The 22,372-nt window shown below is 71.2% G+C and carries 17 protein-coding genes and 1 pseudogene; 12 read left to right on the top strand and 6 right to left on the bottom strand.

What is annotated here, in order from left to right; all coding sequences use genetic code 11:
* The first annotated feature begins 16 nt into the window (after positions 1–16).
* From ACZ4TV_RS20915 to ACZ4TV_RS20905, 3 genes and pseudogenes are all read left to right on the top strand, one after another.
* Positions 17–280: a glycoside hydrolase family 2 TIM barrel-domain containing protein gene (locus ACZ4TV_RS20915; RefSeq protein ID WP_468136191.1), complete on the top strand. Its 264-nt coding sequence runs from the start codon at positions 17–19 to the stop codon at positions 278–280.
* Positions 277–762 (top strand): annotated as a pseudogene (locus ACZ4TV_RS20910) (beta-galactosidase domain 4-containing protein); the annotation flags it as partial. The gene ACZ4TV_RS20915 and the pseudogene ACZ4TV_RS20910, both read left to right, overlap by 4 nt.
* The gene (locus ACZ4TV_RS20905) at positions 678–1,412 is read left to right on the top strand and encodes a beta-galactosidase small subunit-related protein (RefSeq protein ID WP_468136190.1); all 735 of its coding nucleotides are present in this window, start codon (positions 678–680) and stop codon (positions 1,410–1,412) included. The pseudogene ACZ4TV_RS20910 and the gene ACZ4TV_RS20905, both read left to right, overlap by 85 nt.
* Here the strand turns inward: ACZ4TV_RS20905 and ACZ4TV_RS20900 are convergent.
* Positions 1,348–2,409, bottom strand: coding sequence for an aldo/keto reductase (locus tag ACZ4TV_RS20900; RefSeq protein WP_468136189.1), 1,062 nt, complete (start codon positions 2,407–2,409; stop codon positions 1,348–1,350). The two genes, ACZ4TV_RS20905 and ACZ4TV_RS20900, sit on opposite strands and share 65 nt — an antisense overlap.
* A gap of 198 nt (positions 2,410–2,607) precedes the next feature.
* Here ACZ4TV_RS20900 and ACZ4TV_RS20895 point away from each other — a divergent pair, with 198 nt between their 5' ends.
* The 4 genes from ACZ4TV_RS20895 (at position 2,608) to ACZ4TV_RS20880 (ending at position 5,868) form a co-directional block, all read left to right on the top strand.
* Positions 2,608–3,336: a TetR-like C-terminal domain-containing protein gene (locus tag ACZ4TV_RS20895; RefSeq protein ID WP_468136188.1), complete on the top strand. Its 729-nt coding sequence runs from the start codon at positions 2,608–2,610 to the stop codon at positions 3,334–3,336.
* A 40-nt stretch (positions 3,337–3,376) separates the two neighbouring features.
* Positions 3,377–4,531, top strand: coding sequence for an MAB_1171c family putative transporter (locus ACZ4TV_RS20890; protein WP_468136187.1), 1,155 nt, complete (start codon positions 3,377–3,379; stop codon positions 4,529–4,531).
* A 300-nt stretch (positions 4,532–4,831) separates the two neighbouring features.
* Complete coding sequence (locus ACZ4TV_RS20885) at positions 4,832–5,293, top strand: helix-turn-helix domain-containing protein (RefSeq protein ID WP_468136186.1); 462 nt, start codon at positions 4,832–4,834, stop codon at positions 5,291–5,293.
* Positions 5,290–5,868 (top strand): toxin, encoded by a 579-nt coding sequence (locus tag ACZ4TV_RS20880; protein ID WP_468136185.1) that lies wholly within the window; start codon positions 5,290–5,292, stop codon positions 5,866–5,868. Before ACZ4TV_RS20885 ends, ACZ4TV_RS20880 begins: the two co-directional genes overlap by 4 nt.
* A gap of 10 nt (positions 5,869–5,878) precedes the next feature.
* Here ACZ4TV_RS20880 and ACZ4TV_RS20875 read toward each other — a convergent pair whose 3' ends face one another.
* Complete coding sequence (locus ACZ4TV_RS20875; RefSeq protein ID WP_468136317.1) at positions 5,879–9,412, bottom strand: aminotransferase class I/II-fold pyridoxal phosphate-dependent enzyme; 3,534 nt, start codon at positions 9,410–9,412, stop codon at positions 5,879–5,881.
* Between the two features lie 26 nt (positions 9,413–9,438).
* Positions 9,439–10,380, bottom strand: coding sequence for an NAD-dependent epimerase/dehydratase family protein (locus ACZ4TV_RS20870; RefSeq protein ID WP_468136184.1), 942 nt, complete (start codon positions 10,378–10,380; stop codon positions 9,439–9,441).
* 177 nt (positions 10,381–10,557) lie between these two features.
* Here ACZ4TV_RS20870 and ACZ4TV_RS20865 point away from each other — a divergent pair, with 177 nt between their 5' ends.
* From ACZ4TV_RS20865 to ACZ4TV_RS20845, 5 genes are all read left to right on the top strand, one after another.
* Positions 10,558–11,529, top strand: coding sequence for a cyclase family protein (locus ACZ4TV_RS20865; RefSeq protein WP_468136183.1), 972 nt, complete (start codon positions 10,558–10,560; stop codon positions 11,527–11,529).
* Positions 11,530–11,656: 127 nt separating this feature from the next.
* Positions 11,657–14,464 carry a SpoIIE family protein phosphatase gene (locus ACZ4TV_RS20860; protein ID WP_468136182.1) on the top strand — a complete coding sequence of 936 codons (2,808 nt, stop codon included), beginning with the start codon at positions 11,657–11,659 and terminating at the stop codon, positions 14,462–14,464.
* A 114-nt stretch (positions 14,465–14,578) separates the two neighbouring features.
* On the top strand, positions 14,579–16,135 hold the full coding sequence (locus ACZ4TV_RS20855) for a sugar ABC transporter ATP-binding protein (RefSeq protein WP_468136181.1): 1,557 nt from the start codon (positions 14,579–14,581) through the stop codon (positions 16,133–16,135).
* Positions 16,132–17,199 (top strand): ABC transporter permease, encoded by a 1,068-nt coding sequence (locus ACZ4TV_RS20850; RefSeq protein ID WP_468136180.1) that lies wholly within the window; start codon positions 16,132–16,134, stop codon positions 17,197–17,199. The genes ACZ4TV_RS20855 and ACZ4TV_RS20850 overlap by 4 nt, the downstream gene beginning before the upstream one ends.
* A gap of 33 nt (positions 17,200–17,232) precedes the next feature.
* Positions 17,233–18,369, top strand: a complete 1,137-nt coding sequence (locus tag ACZ4TV_RS20845) for a substrate-binding domain-containing protein (protein WP_468136179.1) — start codon at positions 17,233–17,235, stop codon at positions 18,367–18,369.
* A 76-nt stretch (positions 18,370–18,445) separates the two neighbouring features.
* Here ACZ4TV_RS20845 and ACZ4TV_RS20840 read toward each other — a convergent pair whose 3' ends face one another.
* The 3 genes from ACZ4TV_RS20840 to ACZ4TV_RS20830 form a co-directional block, all read right to left on the bottom strand.
* Positions 18,446–19,354, bottom strand: coding sequence for a geranyl diphosphate 2-C-methyltransferase (locus ACZ4TV_RS20840; protein WP_468136178.1), 909 nt, complete (start codon positions 19,352–19,354; stop codon positions 18,446–18,448).
* A 2-nt stretch (positions 19,355–19,356) separates the two neighbouring features.
* Positions 19,357–20,628 (bottom strand): family 2 encapsulin nanocompartment cargo protein terpene cyclase, encoded by a 1,272-nt coding sequence (locus tag ACZ4TV_RS20835; RefSeq protein ID WP_468136177.1) that lies wholly within the window; start codon positions 20,626–20,628, stop codon positions 19,357–19,359.
* A gap of 110 nt (positions 20,629–20,738) precedes the next feature.
* Positions 20,739–22,151 carry a family 2B encapsulin nanocompartment shell protein gene (locus ACZ4TV_RS20830; protein ID WP_468136176.1) on the bottom strand — a complete coding sequence of 471 codons (1,413 nt, stop codon included), beginning with the start codon at positions 22,149–22,151 and terminating at the stop codon, positions 20,739–20,741.
* Positions 22,152–22,372 lie beyond the last annotated feature (221 nt).

Below are 22,372 nucleotides of genomic sequence, written 5' to 3'. Positions count from 1 at the left end.
GTGGCTACGTCTGGGAGTGGATGGACCAGGGACTGCGCACACCCGCGACGCCCAGGGGCGCGAGTACTTCGGCTACGGCGGCGACTTCGGCGAGGACCTGCACGACGGCAACTTCATCTGCGACGGCCTGGTCTTCCCCGACCGCGCCCCCTCCCCCGGCCTCCTGGAGTACGCGAAGGTGATCGCCCCCGTCGGCATCGGCCCCCACCAGGAGGCAGACACCCTCGTAGTGGAGAACCGCTATGAGGTGCTGGGCCTGTCCCATCTGCGGTTCACCTGATCGCTGGCCCGCGCACGGGTCGCGCTGGCCCACGGCGTGCTGCCCACACGGGAGCTCGCGGCCGAGGAGCAGGGCCGGCTGCCACTGCCTCGGCTGGACCCCCTCCCCCAGCTGCCGCTGGGAGGTGCCCCCAGGGCGCGCAGGACGGCGGGGGCGAGCTCTGGCTCACCGTCCAAGCGGAGCTGGGCAAGCCCGCGGAGTGGGCTCCCGAAGGTCACGTGGTCGCCCGGGGACAGCTCCAGCTCTCCGCGAGGGGCCGCCGCCGACCGATCGGCCTGCCGCGCCCGGCCCACCGCGAGGGCGAGCACATTCTGCTCGGCCCCGGCCGCTTCGACCGGACCACCGGAGCTCTGCTCGGCATCGGCGAACTTCCCCTCCGCGGACCACGGCTGAACCTGTGGCGCGCCCCTACCGACAACGACCGCGGCTGGTCCCAGCGCGACGCCGCCTACTGGAAGGACCGCGGCCTGGACCGACTGCGGTCCCGCACCGTCTGCGTCACCCCGGACGCACAGGGCATGGCCGTCGTCGTCCGCAGCGCCGCCGCCGCGGGCAGCTCCGGCTACCCTCACCACCTACCGCTGGGACAGCAACGGTGGCAGCCTGCGCCTGCGGGTGCGTGCCGAACCCGTCGGCCACTGGCCGGAGCGAGGCGTCGACTTCCACGACACTCGACTGGGAGATTCCCGCCGACCGGTCCCGGGTGGAGTGGTTCGGCACGGGCCCGGGCGAGGCCTATCCCGACTCGCGTCAGGCGGTTCGCGTCGGACGTTTCCGCGCGACCGTGGACGAGCTGCAGACGCCGGGCGTGCGCCCCCAGGAGAACGGCAACCGTGCGGACATCCGCTGGGCCACCTTCACCGACGGCTCCGGGAGAGGCCTGCACGTCGCGGGCGAAGAGCCGTTCCATTTCGCCGCGCGCCGCTGGACGGACCAACAGCTCGACGCCGCACGGCACCACAGGGCGCCTCGGCAGCGCCGCTGTGGGACCCGGGGTCCTTCCTCCGTACCGGCTCGAACTCGCGTCGGCGGAGTTCACGTTCATCCTGACTCCCGTGCAACCGCGTCTACCGACGATCGATGGCGCCGTCGGACTCCCCCGCCGGGCGCCTGCGCCGCGCGCGCTCGGTGAGGGACGGCGGCTGCCAGACACCGTCGGCCCGGTAGAGATCGGTGCCAGGCGCCACGATTTCGTCGATACGGTCGAGCACCGCGTCGTCGAGCAGCAGGTCGGCTCCCTTGAGCAGCGAGGAGAGCTGGTCCATGGTGCGCGGACCGATGATCACCGATGTGACGGCCGGGTGCACCAACGGAAAGGCGACGGCCAGTTCCGGCAGGGTGCAGCCCATCTCTTCGGCGAGAGCGACGAGTTGTTCGACGGCCGCGAGCTTCGCGGCGTTGCCCGGGACGGCGGGGTCGAAGCGGTGCGGGGTGTGCTTGGCGCGGCCGGTGGTGAAGTCGACGGGCCGGCCCTCGCGGTAGGCGCCGGACAGGAATCCCGAGGCGAGGGGTGACCAGGTCAGCACTCCCATGCCGAGGCGCTGCGCGGCGGGCAGCACGGACCGTTCGATGCCGCGCGCGAGGATCGAGTACGGCGGCTGCTCCGTGCGCAGCCGCATCAGTCCGCGCCGCTCCGCCACGTGGTGAGCCTCGACGAGGTCCTCGGCGGGGAACGTGGAGCAGCCGAACGTCCGTATCTTGCCCGCCCTCACCAGGTCGCTGAGGACGGACAGGGTCTCCTCGATGTCGGTGGTGTGGTCGGGACGGTGCACCTGGTAGAGGTCGATCCAGTCCGTGTCCAGGCGCCGCAGACTGTCCTCGACGGCCTTGAGGATCCAGCGGCGGGAGTTGCCGCTGCGGTTGCGTCCCTCCCCCAGCGGAAAGTGCACCTTCGTGGCGAGCACGACGTCGTCGCGTCTGCCCTTGAGCGCCTTACCGACGATCTCCTCGCTTTCGCCGGCCGAGTACATGTCGGCGGTGTCCACGAAGTTGATGCCGGCGTCGAGCGCGGCGTGGATGATGCGTGCGCTGTCCTCGTGGTCGGGGTTGCCGATGGCACCGAACATCATCGTGCCGAGGCAGTGGGTGCTGACCTCGATGCCGGTCCGGCCGAGGATTCGATAGCGCATACCGGTGCTCCGTCGCAGGGCGGGGGGGAGTTGGAGGCGTCAGTCTAGGACTTGGAGTGCACTTGACGGCAAGGGCACTTGGAGCTCCCGTCGGACCGCTCAAGGCGCGAGCACGAGGTGGCCGGATCGGATCGCATGGCCGGGGTGCCGCGGAAAGCCGGCCTCACGGCTGCTGTTGGCTGCGGGTACGGTTCCGGCATGGACGTTTCCGAAACGAGTTCGACCGCCGACCACACCACGCTCTCGGCGGTGATCAAGGACACCGCGCGGCAACAACTGGTGAAGCTGGGTGCCGGAGGGCTGTCCCTGGATGCCGTGGCGCGCGACAGCGGTCTGGGCGTCGCTGAGGTGGAAGCCGTCTTCCCGCACCGGGACGACTTGCTGACCGCACTGGTCATCGACGCCTACAACGCGTCCGGCGCCGCGATGGAGCAGGCCGATCAGGCGGCCACGACCGCCCACGCGACGGCGGGCGCACGGCTCCTCGCCGTCACGCGCGCGCTGCGGCAGTGGTCCTTCGACAACCCCGCCGAGTTCACGCTGATCTACGGCTCTCCCGTTCCGGGCTACCACGCCCCGCAGGACACGGTCCCGCCCGCCTCGCGCACACCCGCGGTGCTCGCCGGCATCGTGGGCTCGGCGCTTCAGGCCGGTGAGCTCACCCCGCCCCGGCGGGCGGTGCCCGGTCCGCCGCTGCTCCTGCCCGCCGCCATCGAGGCCTTCGGCGGCGTGCCCGAGGCTCCGTTCTCGGACATCATCGAGCGCGGCATCGTCCTGTGGAGCAACCTGATCGGCCTCCTGGTGTTCCAGGTCTTCAGCCGTACCCACGACAGCGTCCGGGACGAGGCCGCATTCTTCGACTACGCCATCGCCGTGGCGGCCGAGAGCATCGGCCTCGTGGTCCCCTCGGGCGAGAACACCGACTGAACCGTCCGCCGCCCACGCGGCACCTGCAGAAAATCAGGATGTGAACACCACCAGAACCCTCTGCTTCGTCATAGCAGCGCTCTCTTCGTACGCGGCGCTCGTGTACCGGCTGTGCCAGGCACGGCGCAGTTGGAAGGACAGCGCCTATCGCGCGCTGATCACCACTCTGCTGCTCCAGTGCCTCACCTTCACCATGGGTGCCGTCGCCATGGGGAGCGAGCGCTTCCTGGGCGTCGGCAACCTCGCCATCCTCGTCATGCACCTGTCGGCGGTCGCCTTCTGCGTGAGCGCGCAGATCATCCTGCTGCGGTGGGCGGCGGCCGACGAGGAAGCGGTCCGCAAGACGCGTTACTGGCTGATCATCGGCATCACCCTCGACGTGCTCCTGACGGCCCTGTTCCTCCTCGCCGACGGCCCCGGCCGGCCCGCTTCGGACTTCGACACCGGCAGCGGCCAGCCGCTGGTGCTCACGTACCTCCTGGCCTTCATCGTGTCCCAGGCGGTTCCGTGCGTCACGATCTTCCGCCAGTGCGGTCCCTACGCCCGGATGACCGACAACGCCTCGCTTCGGCAAGCACTGCGGATGCTGTCCGTCGCGGCGGTGGTCCTCTTCCTCTACTGCCTGGCGAGGACGGTCAACATCCTGACCGCGGCGGCCGGGGTCGACATCGGCGTCTGGAAGCTCGCCTCCAACGTCTTCAGCGCGACGGGCATCGTGATCCTCTCGCTTGGCCTGACCATGTCCGCCTGGGCCCCGTCGGCCGCCCGGCTCCTGGAGTGGGCCCGCACGTACCGCTCGTACCGGGCGCTCTACCCGCTCTGGCGGGACCTGTACGAGTCCTCCCCGGACATCGCCCTGGAGCCGCCCGGCGCCTCGGTCTCGGACCTCGACTACCGCCTCCACCGGCGGGTCGTCGAAATACGTGACGGATGGCGGGATCTGCGCCCGTACATCGACCGCACCACCCACGGCGCCGGCGGACCGGGCAAGGAGGCGAGCGAGGAGTCGCGGCAGGCGTTCACGGAAGCGGCGCAGATCAAGCAGGCCCTGCTCGCCAAGCGGAACGGAACCGTCCCCCAAGACAACAAGGACGCCGGGGACTTCGACGACCGGGACACGGACAACTTCACCGCGGAAGTGGCCTGGCTCACCCAAGTCGCGGCCGCCTACAGTAAACTCGGCACCGCGAGTTGAGAGCTCCCGCCCGGTTTGCATCCCCCGTCAAACCGGGCGGGCATCCCCCGTTCCCCCGCTTTTCTGTGGGCCGGACGGGTGGCTCCCGCCCGGACTGGCCCGGCCCATCCCCCGAGGGCCGGGCCAGTCCGATTTCACCGCCGGCCAACTCGGCATCCCCCGTGAGTGTCGAGTTAGCTGGCAGCTATCGGCAGGCCCAACGTTGGCGGAGTCCAGGCCAATTGTCAACTGACCGCTAATCTGTGAAACTGACGTATAGCTAAGGGCTATACCGAGGAGGTGACGGGAGGAAGATTCACCATGACCGAGACTGAGACCGAGACCGATGACCGGCCCCTGCTCGCAGTGCGCCTCGACGACCTCTTCAAGACGGTTCGCCCCAAGGGCAGGCACTGGACCAATGCCGAGGTGGCGGAGGAGCTGAAGCGGGCCAACCCCGAACTCAAGGTCGGGGGTGTGTACTTGTCGCAGTTGCGGACGGGGAAGCGCTCCAATCCCTCGCCTGACCTCCTGGCAGCCCTGGCTCGCTTCTTCGGAGTTTCGGTCGCCTACTTCTTCGACGACAAGGTCGCCGAGTCGGTGCTCAGCGAGATCGCCGCCATCGAGGCGCTGCGGCAGTCCGGTGTCCGCGCGGTGGCGATGCGCGCGGCCGGGATGAAGAAGGAGAACCTCCAGGCCATCACGGCCATCATGGACCAGTACCGCCAGCTGCAGGGCCTGCCGCCCGTTTCCGACTCCGCCGACTCCTCCGAGCCCGCATGAGGGGCGCCTGGAAGGAGCGGTCGGCCGATCAGGACCGGCGCAGCCAGCTCAAGAAGCTCCGGAAGGCCGGCGCCCGGCGGATCGCCGGACTCGACCTCCCCAAGGTGACCGACGTGGCCGAACTGTGCCGCCACCTCGGTGAGGTGCGCGACCGTCCGATCACGCTGGTCCCGATGCAGATGCCCTCCTCGCATCCGTGCGGCATGTGGGTGGCCGCACGCGACGAGGACCTCATCTTCTACGACGCCAACACCACCAGCGCGCATCAGGAGCACATCATCTTGCACGAGCTGGGCCACATCATCTGCTGCCATCGCGGGGCAGGTGGGCTGGACGAGGCGGCCGCCCGCCTCCTCTTCCCCAACCTCGACCCCCAACTCGTACGTGACATGCTCCTGCGCGCGACCTACGACGACGTCCAGGAACAGGAGGCGGAGATCATCGCCTATCTGCTGTCCCAGCGCATGGGCAACGCCGAGCAGCGGCACGGTGCGCCCCCGGCCACGGAGGCAGGAGAGGGCGGCGATCCCGGAAAGAGCGCCACGCTCAGCCGGATAGAACGCACCCTGATCTGAGATGAGCCGCTTACTGCCCGGCGGACGCCGCCACCTCCTCGGCCAGGATCGAGACCGCCCGTCGGATGTCGTCCTCGCGGTGCTCGCTGGTGACGAAGAAGCGCAGCCTCGACTGCCCCTCGTCCACGGCGGGGTGGAAGATCGGATCGGCGATGACACCCCGGCGGAACAGCCCGTCCGCGACGCGCAGGGTCCGCGCCGAGTCGCCGAGGATGCACGGCACGATCGGAGTGTCCGCGCTGGAGCCCGTCGCCAGACCGGCCGAGGCGGCCAGGCCGAGGAAGAGCTCGGAGTTCCGACCGAGGGCGCGGACCCGATGCGGTTCCGCGGTGATCAGCTCGGTCGCGGCCAGCGCCGCGGCCGCGTTGGCCGGAGTCAGACCGACGCTGTAGACGAAGCCCGGAAGCGTGTGACGCAGCCAGCGCACCATCCGGGCCGAGCCGCCGAGGTAACCGCCGCAGCTGGCAAAGGCCTTGGAGAGGGTTCCCATCCACAGATCCACGTCGGACCGGTCGACGCCGAAGAACTCGCCGACCCCCCGGCCGCCTTCGCCCACGGTGCCGATGCTGTGGGCCTCGTCGACCATCAGCAGCGCACCGTAACGCTTCTTCAGTTCGATCACGGCGGGCAGGTCGACGAGGTCGCCGTCCATGCTGTAGGCGCCCTCGACGGCGATCAGCACCCGCCGGAACCGGGACCGGTTGAGCCGCAGCATGTGCTCCAGCTGACCGATGTCGTTGTGGGCGAACGGGCGTCGCGCCGCCCCGGACAGGGCGCAGCCCTGCAGGATGCTGTCGTGCGCGAGCGCATCGTGCAGCACGAGGTCCCCCGCGCCGACGAGGTGCCCTATCGCGGTGACGTTGGTGGCATGGCCACTCACCAGCGTCAGACAGTCCCCGACACCGAGGAAGTCGGTCAGCGCCCGCTCCAGCCGCACGGTCAGGTCCCGTTCACCCGAGAGCACGCGGCTCGCCGAGACGGAGGTTCCGTACCGGTCCACCGCCTGGTGCACGGCCTCGTTGACCGCCGGATGCCCGGAGATCCCGAGGTAGTTGTAGCTTCCGAAGGAGAGGTACGCACGTCCCCCGATCACCGTGGTGTCGCGGATGTTGCCCTCGTGGACGCGGAAGTACGGGAAGTCCGCCCCGCTGCCGACGATCGAGCTCAGGCGCCGCTCGAACTGGCCGACCTCCGGGAAGTCGTCGACGCTCGCCGTCTCGGCACTCCACTCCGGCGGCGTCGTACGGGGCGATGGCTCGGCGTCGGCCTTGGGCACGGCGGCCGTCGGCACGGCGGCCTTGGGCACGGCGGCCGTCGGTACGGGGTCCCTCGGCACGGCGCCGTCCGGATCGACCAGCGTGATCAGCCGACCGACGGTGAGTCCGGGCGAGAACAACTCCTCGGTCCGGAAGCCCGGTACCCGCTTGCCGATGTTGACTTCCAGCTCCTGCAACATCAGGGAGTCGAAGCCGAGATCGGTCACCAGCGTCATCCGTTCGTTCACGTCGGAGAGCGGGAAGACGCCGGTCCGCGACACCTCTTCGAGCACGACGGACCTGGCGGACGCGCCGCCGAACCGGGCCACAGCGGGTGCCACCGCGCGTGCCATCGCGGGGGCCGCCGCCGGCGCCGCCTCGGGCGGGTCCACCGCTCCGGCCGGATCCGCCACCTCGCGCAACGACTCGTCCACGACCCAGTGACGACGCGGGGCGAGCGGACTCGGCGGCAGGGTGCACGGGGGCACGCGTTCCGTCACGGGACGGAGCCCCGGGCCGGTGGCGGCGCCCTCCGCGAGCCAGGCCAAGGCCGCCCTGCGTTCCTCCCGGGACATCGAGCCCGGCGCCGGTACGGCGACCTCGGACAGCTCGCCGGCGGACACCGTACCGACCACCTGTCCCGGCCCGAGCTCCCCCGTACGGCCCGCCGCCACGGCCGCGGCCGCCGCCGTGAGCTTCGCGGCGGCGTCGGCGGCGTCCTCCGCCACCAGGGCGAGGCGCTCCGTGAAGGGAGCCCGGCGGCCCAGGGTGTCCGCCACGCCGGCCAGCGACGGCTGGTCCTCGGCTATGGTGTGCGCCAGTTCGCGGGCGTAGCGTGCCAGCCCGTCCCGGTCGCGGGCGCTGAGGACCAGGAGGTGCGGTTCCCCGGCGGATGCCGGGTGGTCCGGTGCGGGTGCTGTGGTGCACTCCTCCACCACCATGTGGACGCCGGTACCGCCGAAGCCGAACGCGCTCACGCCCGCCCGGCGCGGCGAGGCGTTCTGCGGCCATCGGCTCGGCTTCGTCGGGACGGTCAGCCGCGCGGCGTCCAGTACGGAGCGGTCGGCGAGGTCGAATTCCGGCTGCGGCGGTATCACCCCCCGCTGCACGGCCAGGACCGACTTGATGAGCCCGGCCATCCCCGCCGAGTTGAGCGAGTGCCCGACCACCGCCTTGACCGCGCCGAGGTAGGCGGGTGCGGCCCGCTCACCGCGCAGTTCGCGCAGGACGGCGAGCTCGACGGGATCGCCGACCGTGGTCCCGGTGCCGTGTGCCTCCAGGTAGCCCACCGCGTCGGGGGGCAGCCCCGCGTCCCGGTAGGCCCGGCGCAGGGCTCGGAGCTGACCGGCCGCCTGGGGGTGCATACCGCCCTGGACGGTCCCGTCGTTGGCCGTTCCCACGCCCCGGATGACCGCGTAGACGCGATCGCCGGCCGCGAGCGCGTCGGCCAGGGGCCGCAACACCAGGACACCGGCGCCCTCGCCCAGTACGAAGCCGTCGGCCTGCGCGCCGAACGGCATGCACCGGCCGCTGCGCGAGATGGCGCCGATCCGGCACAGCCCCACCAGCAGATCGGGAGCGAGTACCAGCTGGGCGCCCCCCGCGAGTGCGATGCGGGACCGGCCGGCGCGCAGTGCGTACACGGCGTTGGCCACGGCCATGAGTCCACCGGAACACGCCGCGTCCAGCGCATAGCTCTCGCCGTGCAGATCGAAGACCGAACTGATCGTGTTCGGCCCCATGTTGAGCAGGAGCCCGGCCACGGACGTGCCGTTCAGCCCGTCGACGGCGCGGACCGTCTCCAGCCACCGCGGATCGCTCGGCCGCGCCCCGAACTCGCCACCGGCCAGCTGACGCATCCGGATCTGCAGGGTGCTGAGTTCGCGGTAGCCGCTCTCGGTGAGTGCCGTGATCACCGAGGTCTCCTCGCGGTCGAAGCCGTCGGCTTCCCACCCCGCGTCCTGGATCGCCTCCCGGGCGAGGTCGATCAGCAGCCGGTGCTGAGGATCCATCGCCCTGGCCCGCCGGGGCGGGATGCCGTAGTGCGCCGCGTCGAAGTGGTCCACGTCCGGCAGCAGCGCCATGGTGTCCGTGTAGGCGGACGAGGTGTCACGGAAGTTGTCGCTGAGGAAGGTGGCGGTGCGCCACCGCGAGTCCGGAATGCTGGAGAACTGTGCCTGCGGAGCCGTCAGGAGCCGCCAGTACTGGTTCACATCGCGCGCTCCCGGGAATCTGCACGCCATCCCCACGATGGCGATGTCGTCCCGCCGCGCTTCCCTTGGGTCCACTATGGAATCAATCGCTGTCACGGACGTCACCCGGTGCTTGCCAGTCGCTCGCGCCACCAGTCCACGGTCGCCTTGACCTGCTCGTCGACGGGCGTGGCTCGTGCCGCGAACGCCGCCTCGTAAGCACTCGAATCGACGACGAACGGACGGTCGAACTGGTAACGGATCTCCTTCAGTTCCCGGATCAGCGGGGAGAAGAGGGAGGCCACACCCACCACGGCGGACGGGAGCCTGCGCACCGCGACCGGCCCCGTTCCCGACTGGGCGGCAAGGCGTTCGACCATCTCCCGTACGGACAGCGCGCCCTCCGTCGGGACGTGCCAGGGCCGCCCCCAGGCCCGCTCCTCCGTCGCGACCTCGGCCAAGGTCCTGGCCACGTCGGGGAGATAGGTCCAGCTGTGCGGGACGTCCGGGTTCCCGAGGGTGGTGACCGGCTTGCCGCGCAGCAGCGGTGGCACGACCCGCGCGGCGAGGTGGCCGCCCTCGGTCACGCCGGGTCCGAAGAAGTCCGAGGCCCGTACCTCCACCGCCTTGATACGACCCTGTTCGTGCAGTGTCCGCGCCTGCTCCCATCCAGCGGCGCGCACCTGGCCCTTGGGGCCGGTCGCCGCGAGCGGCAGGTCCTCGGTCATCGGACCGCCGACCGGTCCGTATCCGTAGAGGTTGCCCAGCATGACCAGGACGGCCCCGGTCGCCTCGGCCGCGGCGCAGGCCGACGAGGCCAGCGGCGGCCATTCACTCACCCAGCGGTGGTAGGGCGGGGCTGCGCAGTTGTAGATCGCGGCCGCGCCGCGCGCGGCTTCGGTCAGCCGCTCGCTGTCCGTCGCGTCGAACGCGACATGCTCGATTCCGGGTTCCGGGCTTCGGCCCGAACGGGTGACGACGCGTACGGAACGGCCTTGTTCGGCCAGCAACCGAGCAGTGGCGGCCCCGGCGGGTCCAAAACCTATGACGACATGAAAGTTCACGTGCGCACACTAGCGCGAGCGGCGCACACCGCGGGGTTGGCATCAGGACAACGTGAGCGCCGTGCGCCGGACATACGCCGGCACCCTCTTCCGGCGAGGCCACGGCCACTTGGTGGGCCGAATCGTTCACTGTGCGGGGAGGGCACAGCCCTACGAACCTTGGAGCGCTGATGACACATGAGCAGTGACCCCGCCGATGTCCCCGGCCCCCCGCCGCCGGCCGTTCCCGGCAACGGGCCCGCCGTCTCCCGCCAGGAGTTCGACGCACTCTTCGAGGCGGTCCGTACGTGGGGCCGCTGGCCCGCGGCCGACCGCGGCGCCTGGAACAGGGTGACGGCGGACCACGTGCGCAGGGCCGCCGCCCTCGTCCGCTCCGGCACGGTCGTCCCGATGGGGCGGCCCTGGGACACCAGACCCGGCCCGGACAACGCAAGGCCCGCGCTGCACTACATGTCCGACCTCGGCGACGTGGAGGCCCCGGAACCGTCCACCTACAAGGACTTCCTTGCCGTGGACTATCACGGCAAGGGCGTGAGCCACCTCGACGCGCTGTCACACATCGCCTACCGAGGGCAACTCTTCGACGGCCGGGCGGCGCACGAGGTCATCGACGCCGCGGGCGCCCGCTTCGGCGCGGTGGCGGCGCTCGGCCCCCTCGTGACCAGGGGCGTACTCCTCGACCTGCCCGCCGTTCTCGGCGTCGATTGGCTGGAACCCGGGCGTGCGGTGCACGCCCGGGACCTCCTCCTCGCGGAGAAGGCACTCGACGTGACGATCGCGGACGGCGACGCGGTGCTGCTGCGCTCCGGCCACTGCCGCCGGCGCCGGGACACCGGCCCCTGGAACCCCGACGCGGCGAGCGCGGGCTGGCACGTGGACGCCGTGCCGCTGCTGGCCGAGCGGGCCGTTGCCCTGCTCGGCGGCGACGGGGACAGCGACGTACGGCCGTCTCCGGTCGAGGGCCTGCACTCCCCGGTACACGCGCTGGCGATCTCGGCCATGGGGGTACCGCTGCTGGACAACCTGGACCTCGAAACACTCTCCGCCGCCTGCGCCGAGGCGGGGCGCTACGAGTTCATGATCGTCGTGGCACCGCTGAACGTCCCCGGCGGAACGGGCTCGCCCGTCAACCCGGTCGCGATCTTGTGATGCCGAGGACGGGGTCCGTGGACCCGCGGGGGCCGCCGCGAGCCCCGCTCTCACACCCTCTACCAAAATGTGAGGAATATACTCAAACCGGGCGATCGAGAGCGTTCCGGTGAGGGAAGTGGTGCAGATGGGGGCCATCGGAGACCGCATCGGCCCCGTGCGTTCCCGTGACCGGTTCCTGCACGGCGAGTCGGTCGAGGGGAGCGTGAGAAGTCCCATCCTGAGCTCGTGGCAGCGCAGTCGGCTGCTGGGGCTGTCACCGGACCAGACCGATCTTCCCTTCACGCAGGACTTCGACCCGGACGGCCGGCTCGTCCGCGCCGCCGGGCCCGTGCTGGACCGGCTGCAGGCCCTCTTCGCGGGCAGCCGGATGAACATCTGCCTCGCCGATGGACTCGGCACGGTGCTCGAACGCCGCTTCGGAGAGAAGTCCATGGTCAGGCGGCTCGCCGCGATCCAGACCGTTCCCGGTTTCGTGTTCGCCGAGCATGTCGCGGGGACGAACGGGATCGGTCTCACGCTCGCCGAAAGGCGGCTCTGCCAGGTCTACGGCGCCGAGCACTTCGCCGAGCGGTCCCAGTCGAGCGCCTGTACCGCAATTCCCGTTCGTGACCAGCTCAGTGGCCACATCGAGGGCGTCCTGTGCCTCGGCTATCCCTACACCGACGCGAGCCCGGCGCTGGTCCCCCTGGTACGCAGGGCCGCCGAAGCCATCGAACGACGGCTGATGGAACAGAGTTCGGCGCGGGAGCGCGGCCTGCTCCAGGCGTACCTCGACGCCGAGAACCGGGTCGTGCACGGCGACGATGCCCGCGAGGGGCAGCCGGTCTCCATGGACGACCTGCTCCAGAGCGAGCTGGAGCAGAGCGATCAGACGACCCTCAAGGAGAAGGCCACGGAGCTGATGTCCTCGGCCCGGCGGGCTGCCGCCGAGGTGTCCCTGTCCCGTGGCCGGTCGGTCACCCTGGTGAGCCGTCCCGTGACGAGCCCCTCCGGGGTGGAGGGTGTGGTCGTCGAGGCACTCCTCCCCGACGAGGACACACGGCACGCCCCGGCCCCCTCCCCCGCCCCCGCCCCCGCCCCTGCCCCGGCCCCGGCCCCGGCCGGCCCGCCCCCCAGGCGCCGTCCCCGGGCCGCCGCACCCCCCGGCCCGGTCCCGACGGCGGCCCGCGCTCCCGGTGCGCCCGGCACCGGCGACGACGCTCCGGGCACGGTCAGGGGGCTGGTGCTGGTGGGCGAGCCCGAGGTGGGGAAGTACGCCGTCGCCGCCCGGCGCCGCCTGGAGTTGCTGGCCGAGGCCAGCAACCGCATCGGCACCACCTTGGACGTGGGCCGCACCGCGTGGGAACTCGCCGAGACAGCGGTACCGCGGCTGGCCGACTTCGTCACCATCGACCTGCCCGAGGCCGTGCTGCGCGGCGAGGAGTCCGCCCACCCCGCCACCGAAATGCACCGTACGGTGGTCCACGGCATCCGCGATGACTGCCCCTTCTATCCGGTGGGCCGGCAGGTCAGCCTCAGCCCGACCACGCCCCACATGCGCTGTCTGACCACCGGGCAGCCCGTACTGGAACCCGACCTGAGGGCCGCCTTCGGCTGGATCGCTCAAGACCCCGAGCACGCCGAGCTGCTCCTCGCGCACCGCATCCACTCCCTCATCGCCGTCCCCCTGCTCGCCCGCGGCGTCCTTCTGGGCATCGCGAGCTTCTACCGTTCGCAGGACCCCGCTCCCTACGGGGACGACGACCGCGCGCTGGCCCAGGAGCTCGCCGCCCGCGCCGCCCTCTGCATGGACAACGCCCGCCGCTACACCCGCGAACACACCCTGGCGCTGTCCCTGCAACGCAGCCTGCTCCCGCGCGGCCTCCCCGAACAGAGCGCCGTCGAGGTCGCCCACCGCTATCTGCCCGCCGAGTCCGGAGTCGCCGGCGACTGGTTCGACGTCATCCCCCTGTCCGGCACCCGCGTCGCCCTCCTCGTCGGCGACGTCGTCGGGCACGGACTGCACGCCGCCGCCACCATGGGCCGACTGCGCACGGCCGCCCGCAACTTCGCCGAGCTGGAACTCGCCCCGGACGAGCTCCTCACCCACCTGGACAACCTCATGGTGCGCCTGGACCGGGAGGAGGGCGGGGACCATCCCGCCGTCGGCAGCACCGGCATCGTCGGCGCCAGCTGTCTGTACGCCATCTACGACCCCACCTCCCAGCGGTGCACCCTGGCCCGCGCCGGCCACCCTCCGCCCGCGCTGGTACGCCCCGACGGCACCGTGACACTCCTCGACCTGCCCGCCGGCCCCCCTCTCGGCCTCGGCGGCCTGCCCTTCGAATCAGTCGAGATCGACCTCCCCGAAGGCAGCCAGCTGGTCCTCTACACCGACGGACTCATCGAGGACCGCCACCGCGACCTCGACGTGGCCCTCGACGGCCTGAGCCGTGTCCTGGCCCACCCGGACCGCGCGCCCGAGGACACCTGCCAGGCGGTCCTCGACGCCGTGGCACCCGACCACCCCGGCGACGACATCGCACTCCTCGTCGCCCGCGCCCACGCCCTGCCCCCCGACCGGATCGCCACGTGGGACCTGCCCGCCGACCCGGCCCGCGTCTGCGACGTCCGCGCCGCCGCCGTGGGCCAGTTGAGCCGGTGGGGGCTGGACGAGTCCGCGTTCGCCACGGAACTGCTGCTCAGCGAACTGGTCACGAACGCCGTCCGCTACGGCGCCGGGCCCATCCGGGTACGCCTCATCCACGACCGCACCCTGATCTGCGAGGTGTACGACACCAGTAGCACCGCCCCCCGCATGCGCCACGCGGCCACGACCGACGAGGGCGGCCGCGGCCTGTTCCTCGTCGCACAGCTCGCCCAGGCCTGGGGCACCCGCTACACCACCGACGGCAAGGTCATCTGGGCCGAGTTCGCCCTGGATGCGGCTTGACGACCCGTGACCGGCGCATCCGGGCAAGCCAAATACCGGACAGATAGCAACAAGTCGGCATAGAATCACGATGCAGTCGGGAAGGAACTCGGAGGCCGACCCCCGGAGAAGCCCGTGCACGACGCTCCCGGCACCTCGATGGGCCCGCCCCCGCACTCCGGCGGCGCAGAACCCCTCCTCCGCGTGCGCGGTCTCGGCAAGCGGTTCGGCGGCACCCTCGCGCTGGCCGCGGTCGACCTCGACATCCACCGGGGCGGCATCCTCGCCCTGCTCGGCCCCAACGGTGCCGGGAAGTCCACCCTCATCAAGATCCTCGCCGGGGTCCACCACGCCGACGGGGGCGAGGTGACGGTGGCCGGGCATCCGCTCGGCTCCCACGCCGCCACCCGGACCATGTCCTTCATCCACCAGGATCTCGGCCTCGTCGAGTGGATGACGGTGGCCGAGAACATCGCCCTGGGCACCGGCTATCCGCGCCGCCGCGGACTGATCTCCTGGCGGCAGACCCGAACACGCTGCGAGGAGGCCCTGCGGATCGTCGCCGGGCACCTGGACGCCGACGCCCCGATCGCCGACCTCGCCCCCGCCGAGCGCTCGCTGGTCGCCATCGCCCGCGCCCTGGCGACACGGGCCGAGCTCATCGTGCTCGACGAGCCGACCGCCACCCTCCCCGCCGCGGACTGCGCCCGGCTGTTCGACGTACTGCACGCCCTGCGCGACCGGGGGCACGGCATCCTCTACGTCAGCCACCGGCTCGACGAGGTCTACAAGGTGGCCGGCACCTTCGCCGTCCTGCGCGACGGCCGTCTCGTCGACCGGGGTCAGCTCGCCGGACACAGCCCGGCCCGCCTCGTGCGGGCCATCGTGGGCCGCGAACCGGCCGGCTACGCGCCGGCCGCACCCCCCGCCGCGGGCGGCCCGCCCCTCCTGAGCCTCGACGCGGTGCGGACCGCGTCCACCGGCCCGGTCAGTCTGGCCCTGCGGGCCGGCGAGATCCTCGGCATGGTCGGGCTGACCGGCGCCGGCCACCGGGACCTGGGCCGCGCCCTCGCCGGCGCCCGGCCGATCCTCGCCGGACGGGCGCTGCTCGACGGCCGGCCGTACCACCCCCGTACGGTCGCCGCCGCCCTCGACTCCGGCGTCGGCTTCGTGGCGGGCAACCGTCAGGAGGAGGGCTGCGCCGCCGAACTGACCGTACGGGAGAACTTCCTGGCCAATCCCCGGGCGGCCGGTGCGCCGGCGCTGCACTGGATCGCCCCCCGGCGCGAGCGCGTGGAGGCCACCGCCCTGATCGACCGGTTCTCGGTGCGTCCCCGCGACAGCGAGGTCCCGATCGCCACCCTGTCCGGCGGCAACCAGCAGAAGGTCATGGTCGGCCGGTGGCTCCGGGGGAAGCTGCGCCTGCTCATCCTCGAAGAGCCGACCGCGAGCGTGGACGTCGGCGCCAAGGCCACGATCCACCGGCTGCTCGACGACGCCCTGGCCTCCGGCCTGGCGGTCCTGCTCATCTCCACCGATTTCGAAGAGGTCGCCCACGTGTGCCACCGCGCCCTGGTGTTCGTCCGCGGAACCGTGGGCGCCGAGCTCACCGGCGCAGCCCTCACCGTCACCGAACTCACCCGCACCGCCTCGGCCATGCCCGCCATCACCGGAGCTGCGACGAGCCGATGACCGCCTCCCCCTCCCGCTCGCCCCGGTCCCCGCTGGGCCGCCTGCGTGGCTACCCGATCGGCACCTACGGCCTGCTGGCCCTCGCCGCCCTGCTGTTCCTGGTCTTCTCCCTCACCCTGCCGGACACCTTTCCCACACGGGACAACATCTCCTCCATCCTGTCCAACCAGTCGATCCCCGCCATCCTGGCGCTCGGCGCGACGATCCCCATCGCCACCGGCAAGTTCGACCTGTCCATCGGCTACGGTCTCGGTCTGGCGCACGTGATGGTGCTGCAGCTCATCGTCAACGGAGGCTGGCCCTGGCCCCTCGCCTGCCTCGTGGTGGTCTGCGCCGGGGCGGTGGTCGGCGCCCTCAACGGCGTCATCGTCGAATTCGGGCAGATCGACTCCTTCATCGCCACGCTCGGCACGGGCAGCATGATGTACGCCGTCACCGGATGGGTCACCGGGGGCTCCCGGATCGTGCCCGGCCCGGACGGCCTGCCCGCCTCCTTCACCGGCGTCTACGACTCCCGGTTCCTCGGCCTGCCGGTCACCGCGTTCTACGTCCTGGCCGTGGCCGCCGCCCTCTGGCTGGTGCTGGAGCGGCTACCGCTCGGCCGCTACCTGTACGTCATCGGCTCCAACCCGCGCGCCGCCGCCATCATCGGCATCCCCACGCGCAGGTACTCCGTGTACGCCTTCGCCGGATCGGGCCTGGTCGTCGGCTTCGCCGGGGTCCTGCTCGCCGCCCAGCAGCAGACCGGCAACCCCAGCGTCGGGCTGGACTATCTGCTGCCCGCCTTCGTCGGCGCCCTGCTCGGGTCCACCACGATCAGGCCCGGCCGCGCCAACGCCCTCGGCACGCTCGTGGCCGTCGCCGTCCTCGCCATCGGCCTCGCCGGGATCGGCCAGCTCGGCGCGCAGTTCTGGGCCACGCCGCTGTTCAACGGCGGCACCCTGCTCATCGCCGTCGGCCTGGCCGGCTACTCCGCGCGCCGCCGGCTGCGCACCGGCGCCACCGCGACCCGCCGGTCGCTCGCGGAGCCCTCGGCCGCACCGGCGGAGAACGGCCGTCCGTAGAACACCTCGTACGCGCACCGCGTCAGGAGCACCGTGTACTCGAACCGCAGGACCACCCGCACAGCCACCGCCCTGCTGACGGCGGCCGCCGCCCTGCTCACCGGCTGCGCGCGCGGCCCGTCGAGCGGTACCGGGCCGCCGAACGCGGAGTGCCCCGCGGCCCTCACGAAGGCCAGGACGGCCGTCCAGCAGGCCGAGAACAGCGACGTCTCGTGGAACGGTCCCACCAGCGGCCCCGCCGCGGTGTCCGGCAGGAACATCGTCTACGTCGCGCAGACCATGACCAACCCCGGAGTCGCGGGCGTCGCGAAGGGCGTCCAGGAAGCCGCGAGGACCATCGGGTGGAAGGTCCGGGTGATCGACGGAGACGGCACCCCCGCCGGCATCCAGGCGGCGCTCAGCCAGGCGATCACCCTCAAGCCCTCGGGCATCGTCATCGGCGGCTTCGACCCCCTTCTGACCTCACGACAAGTGGCGGCGGCCCGAGCGGCGGACATCCCCGTCATCGGCTGGCACGCGGTGGACTCGCCCGGCCCGAGCGAGAGCTCGGGACTCTTCACCAACATCACCACCAAGGTGGAGGACGTGGCGAGGATCAGCGCGGACTGGATCATCGCCCGGTCCAACGGCACCGCGGGGGTGGTCCTGTTCACCGACGACTCGATCCCGTTCGCCAAGAACAAGGCCGATCTGATCAAGCGGGAGCTCGCCACCTGTCCCGGCGTGAAACTCCTGACGTACGAGAACATCCCCATCCCGGACGCGAGCAGCCGCACCCCCCAGGCGGTGTCCTCCCTCCTCTCACGCTTCCAGAACAGGTGGACCTACTCCGTCGCCATCAACGACCTGTACTTCGCCGACGCGGCCCCGGCCCTCCGCGCGGCCGGCAAACCGGGCTCCGGACCGCCCTTCAACATCGGCGCGGGCGACGGGGACCCCTCCGCCTTCCAACGGATCAACAGCGGGCAGTTCCAGGCCGCCACCGTCCCCGAGCCGCTGTCCCAGCAGGGCTGGCAGATCGTCGACGAGTTCAACCGCGCCTTCGCCGGCCGGCCCGCCAGTGGCTACGTGGCCCCCGTCCACATCACGACGGCCGACAACAGCGGCGGCGCCACCTCATGGGATCCGTCCGGTTACCGCGAGGCGTACCGGAAGATCTGGCGCAAGTGAACGACAGCACGCGGGCCGGGTCCGTCGGGTGACGGGCCCGGCCCTTTCGGCCGGCGGCCGGCCGGCCTGCGGCCGGTCAGATGCGGTCGGCTGCGATCAGGACGTACTGGAAGGAGCCGTCCTTGTACGAGTTGATGAACGCCTCTTCGATACCGGTGACCAGGGAAGACGTGGCCCGCAGCTCCCAGTAGGGCAGGGTCGCCGGAGTCAGGTCGATGATGGCCTGGGGTACGAGACGGTTGTCGGCCATGGCGCGCAGGTACTCCCGGCGGGAGTGGATGTTGCACTCGAAGTGCGCGTTGATCTGGGAGACCCACTTCGAGGGCTGGCCGTAACGCGGGTTCCAGCAGCCGGTGATGGTCACGTAGCGGCCGCCGACCGCGAGGACGCGGGAGTGCTCGGCGAAGAGGTCGTGCAGGTCGACGTACATGCTCGACTCGTTGTTCCACGAGGCCGCGGCCTGGCCGGTCTCGAAGGGCGTGCTGAGCATGTTGCAGACGCGGGCGTGAACGTGGTCGTCGATTCCGAGTTCGCGGGCGCGGTGGTTGGCGAAGTCGGCCTGCTTGGCGGACAGGGTGACGCCCTCGACCTTGCACCCGAAGCGCTGGTGGGCCATGACCATCGAGCCGCCGCGGCCGCAGCCGGCGTCCACGAGCGTGTCGTCGCGCTCGATGGACCCGAGGTGGTCCAGGAGGAGTTCGGCCTGCGCCGACTCCAGGCGGTGGAGCTCGGCGATCAGCTTCTTCTCGTAGGCGCTGTCCTCGGCGTCGCCGAGGGCGGCGTGGTCGACGTCGCCGATGCCGTAGTGGTGGTGGTAAAGGCCGTCGACGTCGCCGAGGCGGAGGTTCACGGGCCGTGCCTCGTGGTCCCAGTAACGGGCGATGTCCCCCTGGTAGGGCGTCACCGGCGAGGGGATGAACATGGAGGTGTCGGGGGCAGTGTCGGCGGAGGTGGTGAGATCGGTGCTGGTCACGAATAAGTCCATCCTTACCAGAAGTCGGGCAGGCTGTAGCGATAGGTGTTGGTCTGGTGCCAGTAGTGGTTGCCGTCCACCCACGCGGCCACTCCCCGCAGGAAGCGCAGCACGCTCGGGACGGGGCAGGCGGCGGCCAGGGCGGCGGCTTCGGCTTCGAAGTCGTGCATGAGGTCGTTGTGGACCTCGACGGCCTTCAGGTAGGCCTCCTGGTCGGAGATGCCCTCACGTTCGGCGATCACCACGGGCAGGTTCAGGTGCCGGCCGGGGCTGGCGAGTTCCTTGGTGTAGGAGTAGAGGTCGTTGACGATGGTGGTGGCGTTCCCGGCCAGTGCGATGACCCGCTGCATGGCGGGCTGTGCATGGAGGTCCGCGGGCAGTTCGTAGCCGCCGACGGTGTCGGTGATGGTGGGGCAGGGGCGGAAGTTGTTGAACTGCCGCATCGCCAGGTACTCCCACACCTCGGGGACGTACTCCGTCTGCGCCCAGGCCGCCTCGGCGAGGTACCCCATGTGCAGACGGGCCATGTCGTGCCGGAACCGGTCGGCCTGGGAGGCGCTGGCCTCCTGGAGGAAGTACTCCATGGCGGAGCGGTAGGCGCGCCGGGGCGCGTCCGAATGGAGCGACTGCGCCCACTCCGGCTGGTACTCCTTCGTCGTGTGGAGGGGGTCGAGGGCGGTGTGTGCCATCAGCAGGCGTCCGCCGAGGCCGATGGGCGAGCCGCCGTGGTCCTCGCAGTAGCAGTCGTCGACCGCGTTCTCGGCGACCATCAGCCGCGTGGCGAGCATCAGGTGCTCGACGGTGGGGGCGTCCGGGTGGCAGGCGACCATGTAGCGCCCGACGAAGAATCCGTCGAACTGGTCCTCCCAGTCCTCGGGGTAGAGGTCGACCTCGTCCAGCGCCCAGGCCTTGATCCGGCGGCTGACCTCCTCCACCCGTGCCGGATCGGGCTCCGGCACGGGGTGGTAATAGAGGCCCGGGATCGGATGGCCCGCCACCGGCGGCTCGGGCGCCGGCGGCTCCTCGCGCGGGGCCAGGTGCAGGCTCGCCGTGCCCAGACCACTGGGACCGCGCAGGATCCGTTCGAGGGCGGGACTCAGCTGCTTCACCGCGGCAGCGCCCTCCGGGAGGGGCTGGACGAGCAGGTCGCCACCCGCACCGTCGTCGCCGACGGCGGCTTCGACGCCGGAGGCGTGGGCGACGGCGTGGGCGAGGACGGGGGCCCCGAAGTGGGCCGCGGCGGCGGGCAGGCTCGACTGCAGAGAGGAAGGCCCAGGATCGGGCATCCGTTGCTCCTTGGAGAGTGGGGTGGGCTGTCCCGGATCCCGGGCACACTCGGCCGGCCCGGGAAGCTCCGGGCTCTCGTGGCCGTCGGACAGGGGCTAGGGGAACACCCCTAGTCGCGCCTGCGGGCGATCTGTACGTTCTCCAGCACGCCGAGGGCGTCGGGCACCAGGATGGCGGCGGAATAGTAGGTCGTGACCAGGTAGGAGATGATCGACCTCTCGTCGATGCCCATGAACCGCACCGACAGGCCCGGCTCGTACTCCTCCGGCAGACCGGTCTGGCGCAGACCGATGACGCCCTGGTTGTCCTCGCCGGTTCGCATGGCGAGGATCGAGCTGGTGTTCTCCTTGCTGATGGGGATCTTGTTGCAGGGCAGGATCGGGACCCCGCGCCAGGCCGGGACCTGCTGTCCGCCGACGTCGACGTGGTCCGGGTAGAGCCCGCGGGCGTTGAACTCACGCCCGATCGCCGCGATCGTCCGGGGGTGGGCGAGGAAGAGCCGGGTGCCACGGCGGCGGCAGAGCAGCTCGTCGAGGTCGTCCGGGGTGGGCGGGCCGGAGTGGGTCTGGATCCGCTGCTTGAAGGCGGCGTTGTGGAGCAGGCCGAACTCCCGGTTGTTGACCAGCTCGTGCTCCTGGCGCTCGCGCAGCGCCTCGATCGTGAGCCTGAGCTGCTCCTCGGTCTGGTTCATCGGCCCGTTGTAGAGGTCCGCGACCCTGGTGTGGATCCGCAGCACGGTCTGCGCGATGGAGAGTTCGTATTCGCGGGGCTTGAGCTCGTAGTCGACGAAGGCACCGGGCAGCTCGGCCTCGCCGGTGTGGCCGGCCGACATCGCGATCTCGGCCTCGCCGTGACGGTTCTGCCGCTGATGGGGAAGCGAGCTGAACTGCTGGATGTGGGCCTGGAGGTGCGGCGCCGTGGCCTGGATGGCGGCGAAGTCGGCGCGGGAGAGGGTCAGCAGGGTGCCGGCGGTATCGGCGGTGGCGGTGTAGTCCCACGTGGCGTCGGCGTCCAGCAGGGCGTTCTCGCCGAACCGGTCGCCGTCGGCGAGCACGGCGACGGCGATGTCGTCGCCGTACTTGCCGACGGAGGTCTGGCTGATCCGGCCGTGGGCGATGAGGTGGATCTGCTCGGCCTGCGTACCGCGCTCGACCAGCACCTCACCGGCACGGAAGTCGCGCTGGACGCACCGGCCGGCGATCGCGGTCAGCACCTCCTCGTCCTCGAAGCCGCGCAGCAGGGCCAGTTCACCGAGCTCGCGCGGGATCACCTGGACGTGGGCACCGTCCTGGACGAACTCGATGCGCCCGTCGCCGACGGTGTAGGTCAGTCGGCGGTTCACCCGGTACGTGCCGCCCTTGGTCTCCACCCAGGGGAGCATCCGCAGCAGCCAGCGGGAGGTGATCTCCTGCATCTGCGGGGCGGACTTGGTCGTGGTGGCAAGGTTGCGGGCGGCCGACGTGCCCAGACTGGACTGCCGGGGCGGCTCCAACTGCGCTTCCGGGCTGGTGTCAACGGTCATCGGGGTGAGCTCTCCTTCGTAAGGCGGCGATCGGCGTCCGTGCATATCAGTGTGAAAGAGGAGAAATGAGGGCGAACATCCGGGAATCCGTCCAGATCCCCGGGAACAGTAACGGTCCGTGCGCCCAATTGACCTTGTGAAAACGCCGTCATTACCTCGATGCAGTGATCTTGCCCCGAACGAAGTTTGCGCGGGCGACCGGCGGTATCGGGATCCGACCG

The organism is Streptomyces sp. NPDC028910 (assembly GCF_055564955.1).
Note: the sequence above shows the minus strand (reverse complement) of the source record. Positions and strands in the feature narration are given on the sequence as shown.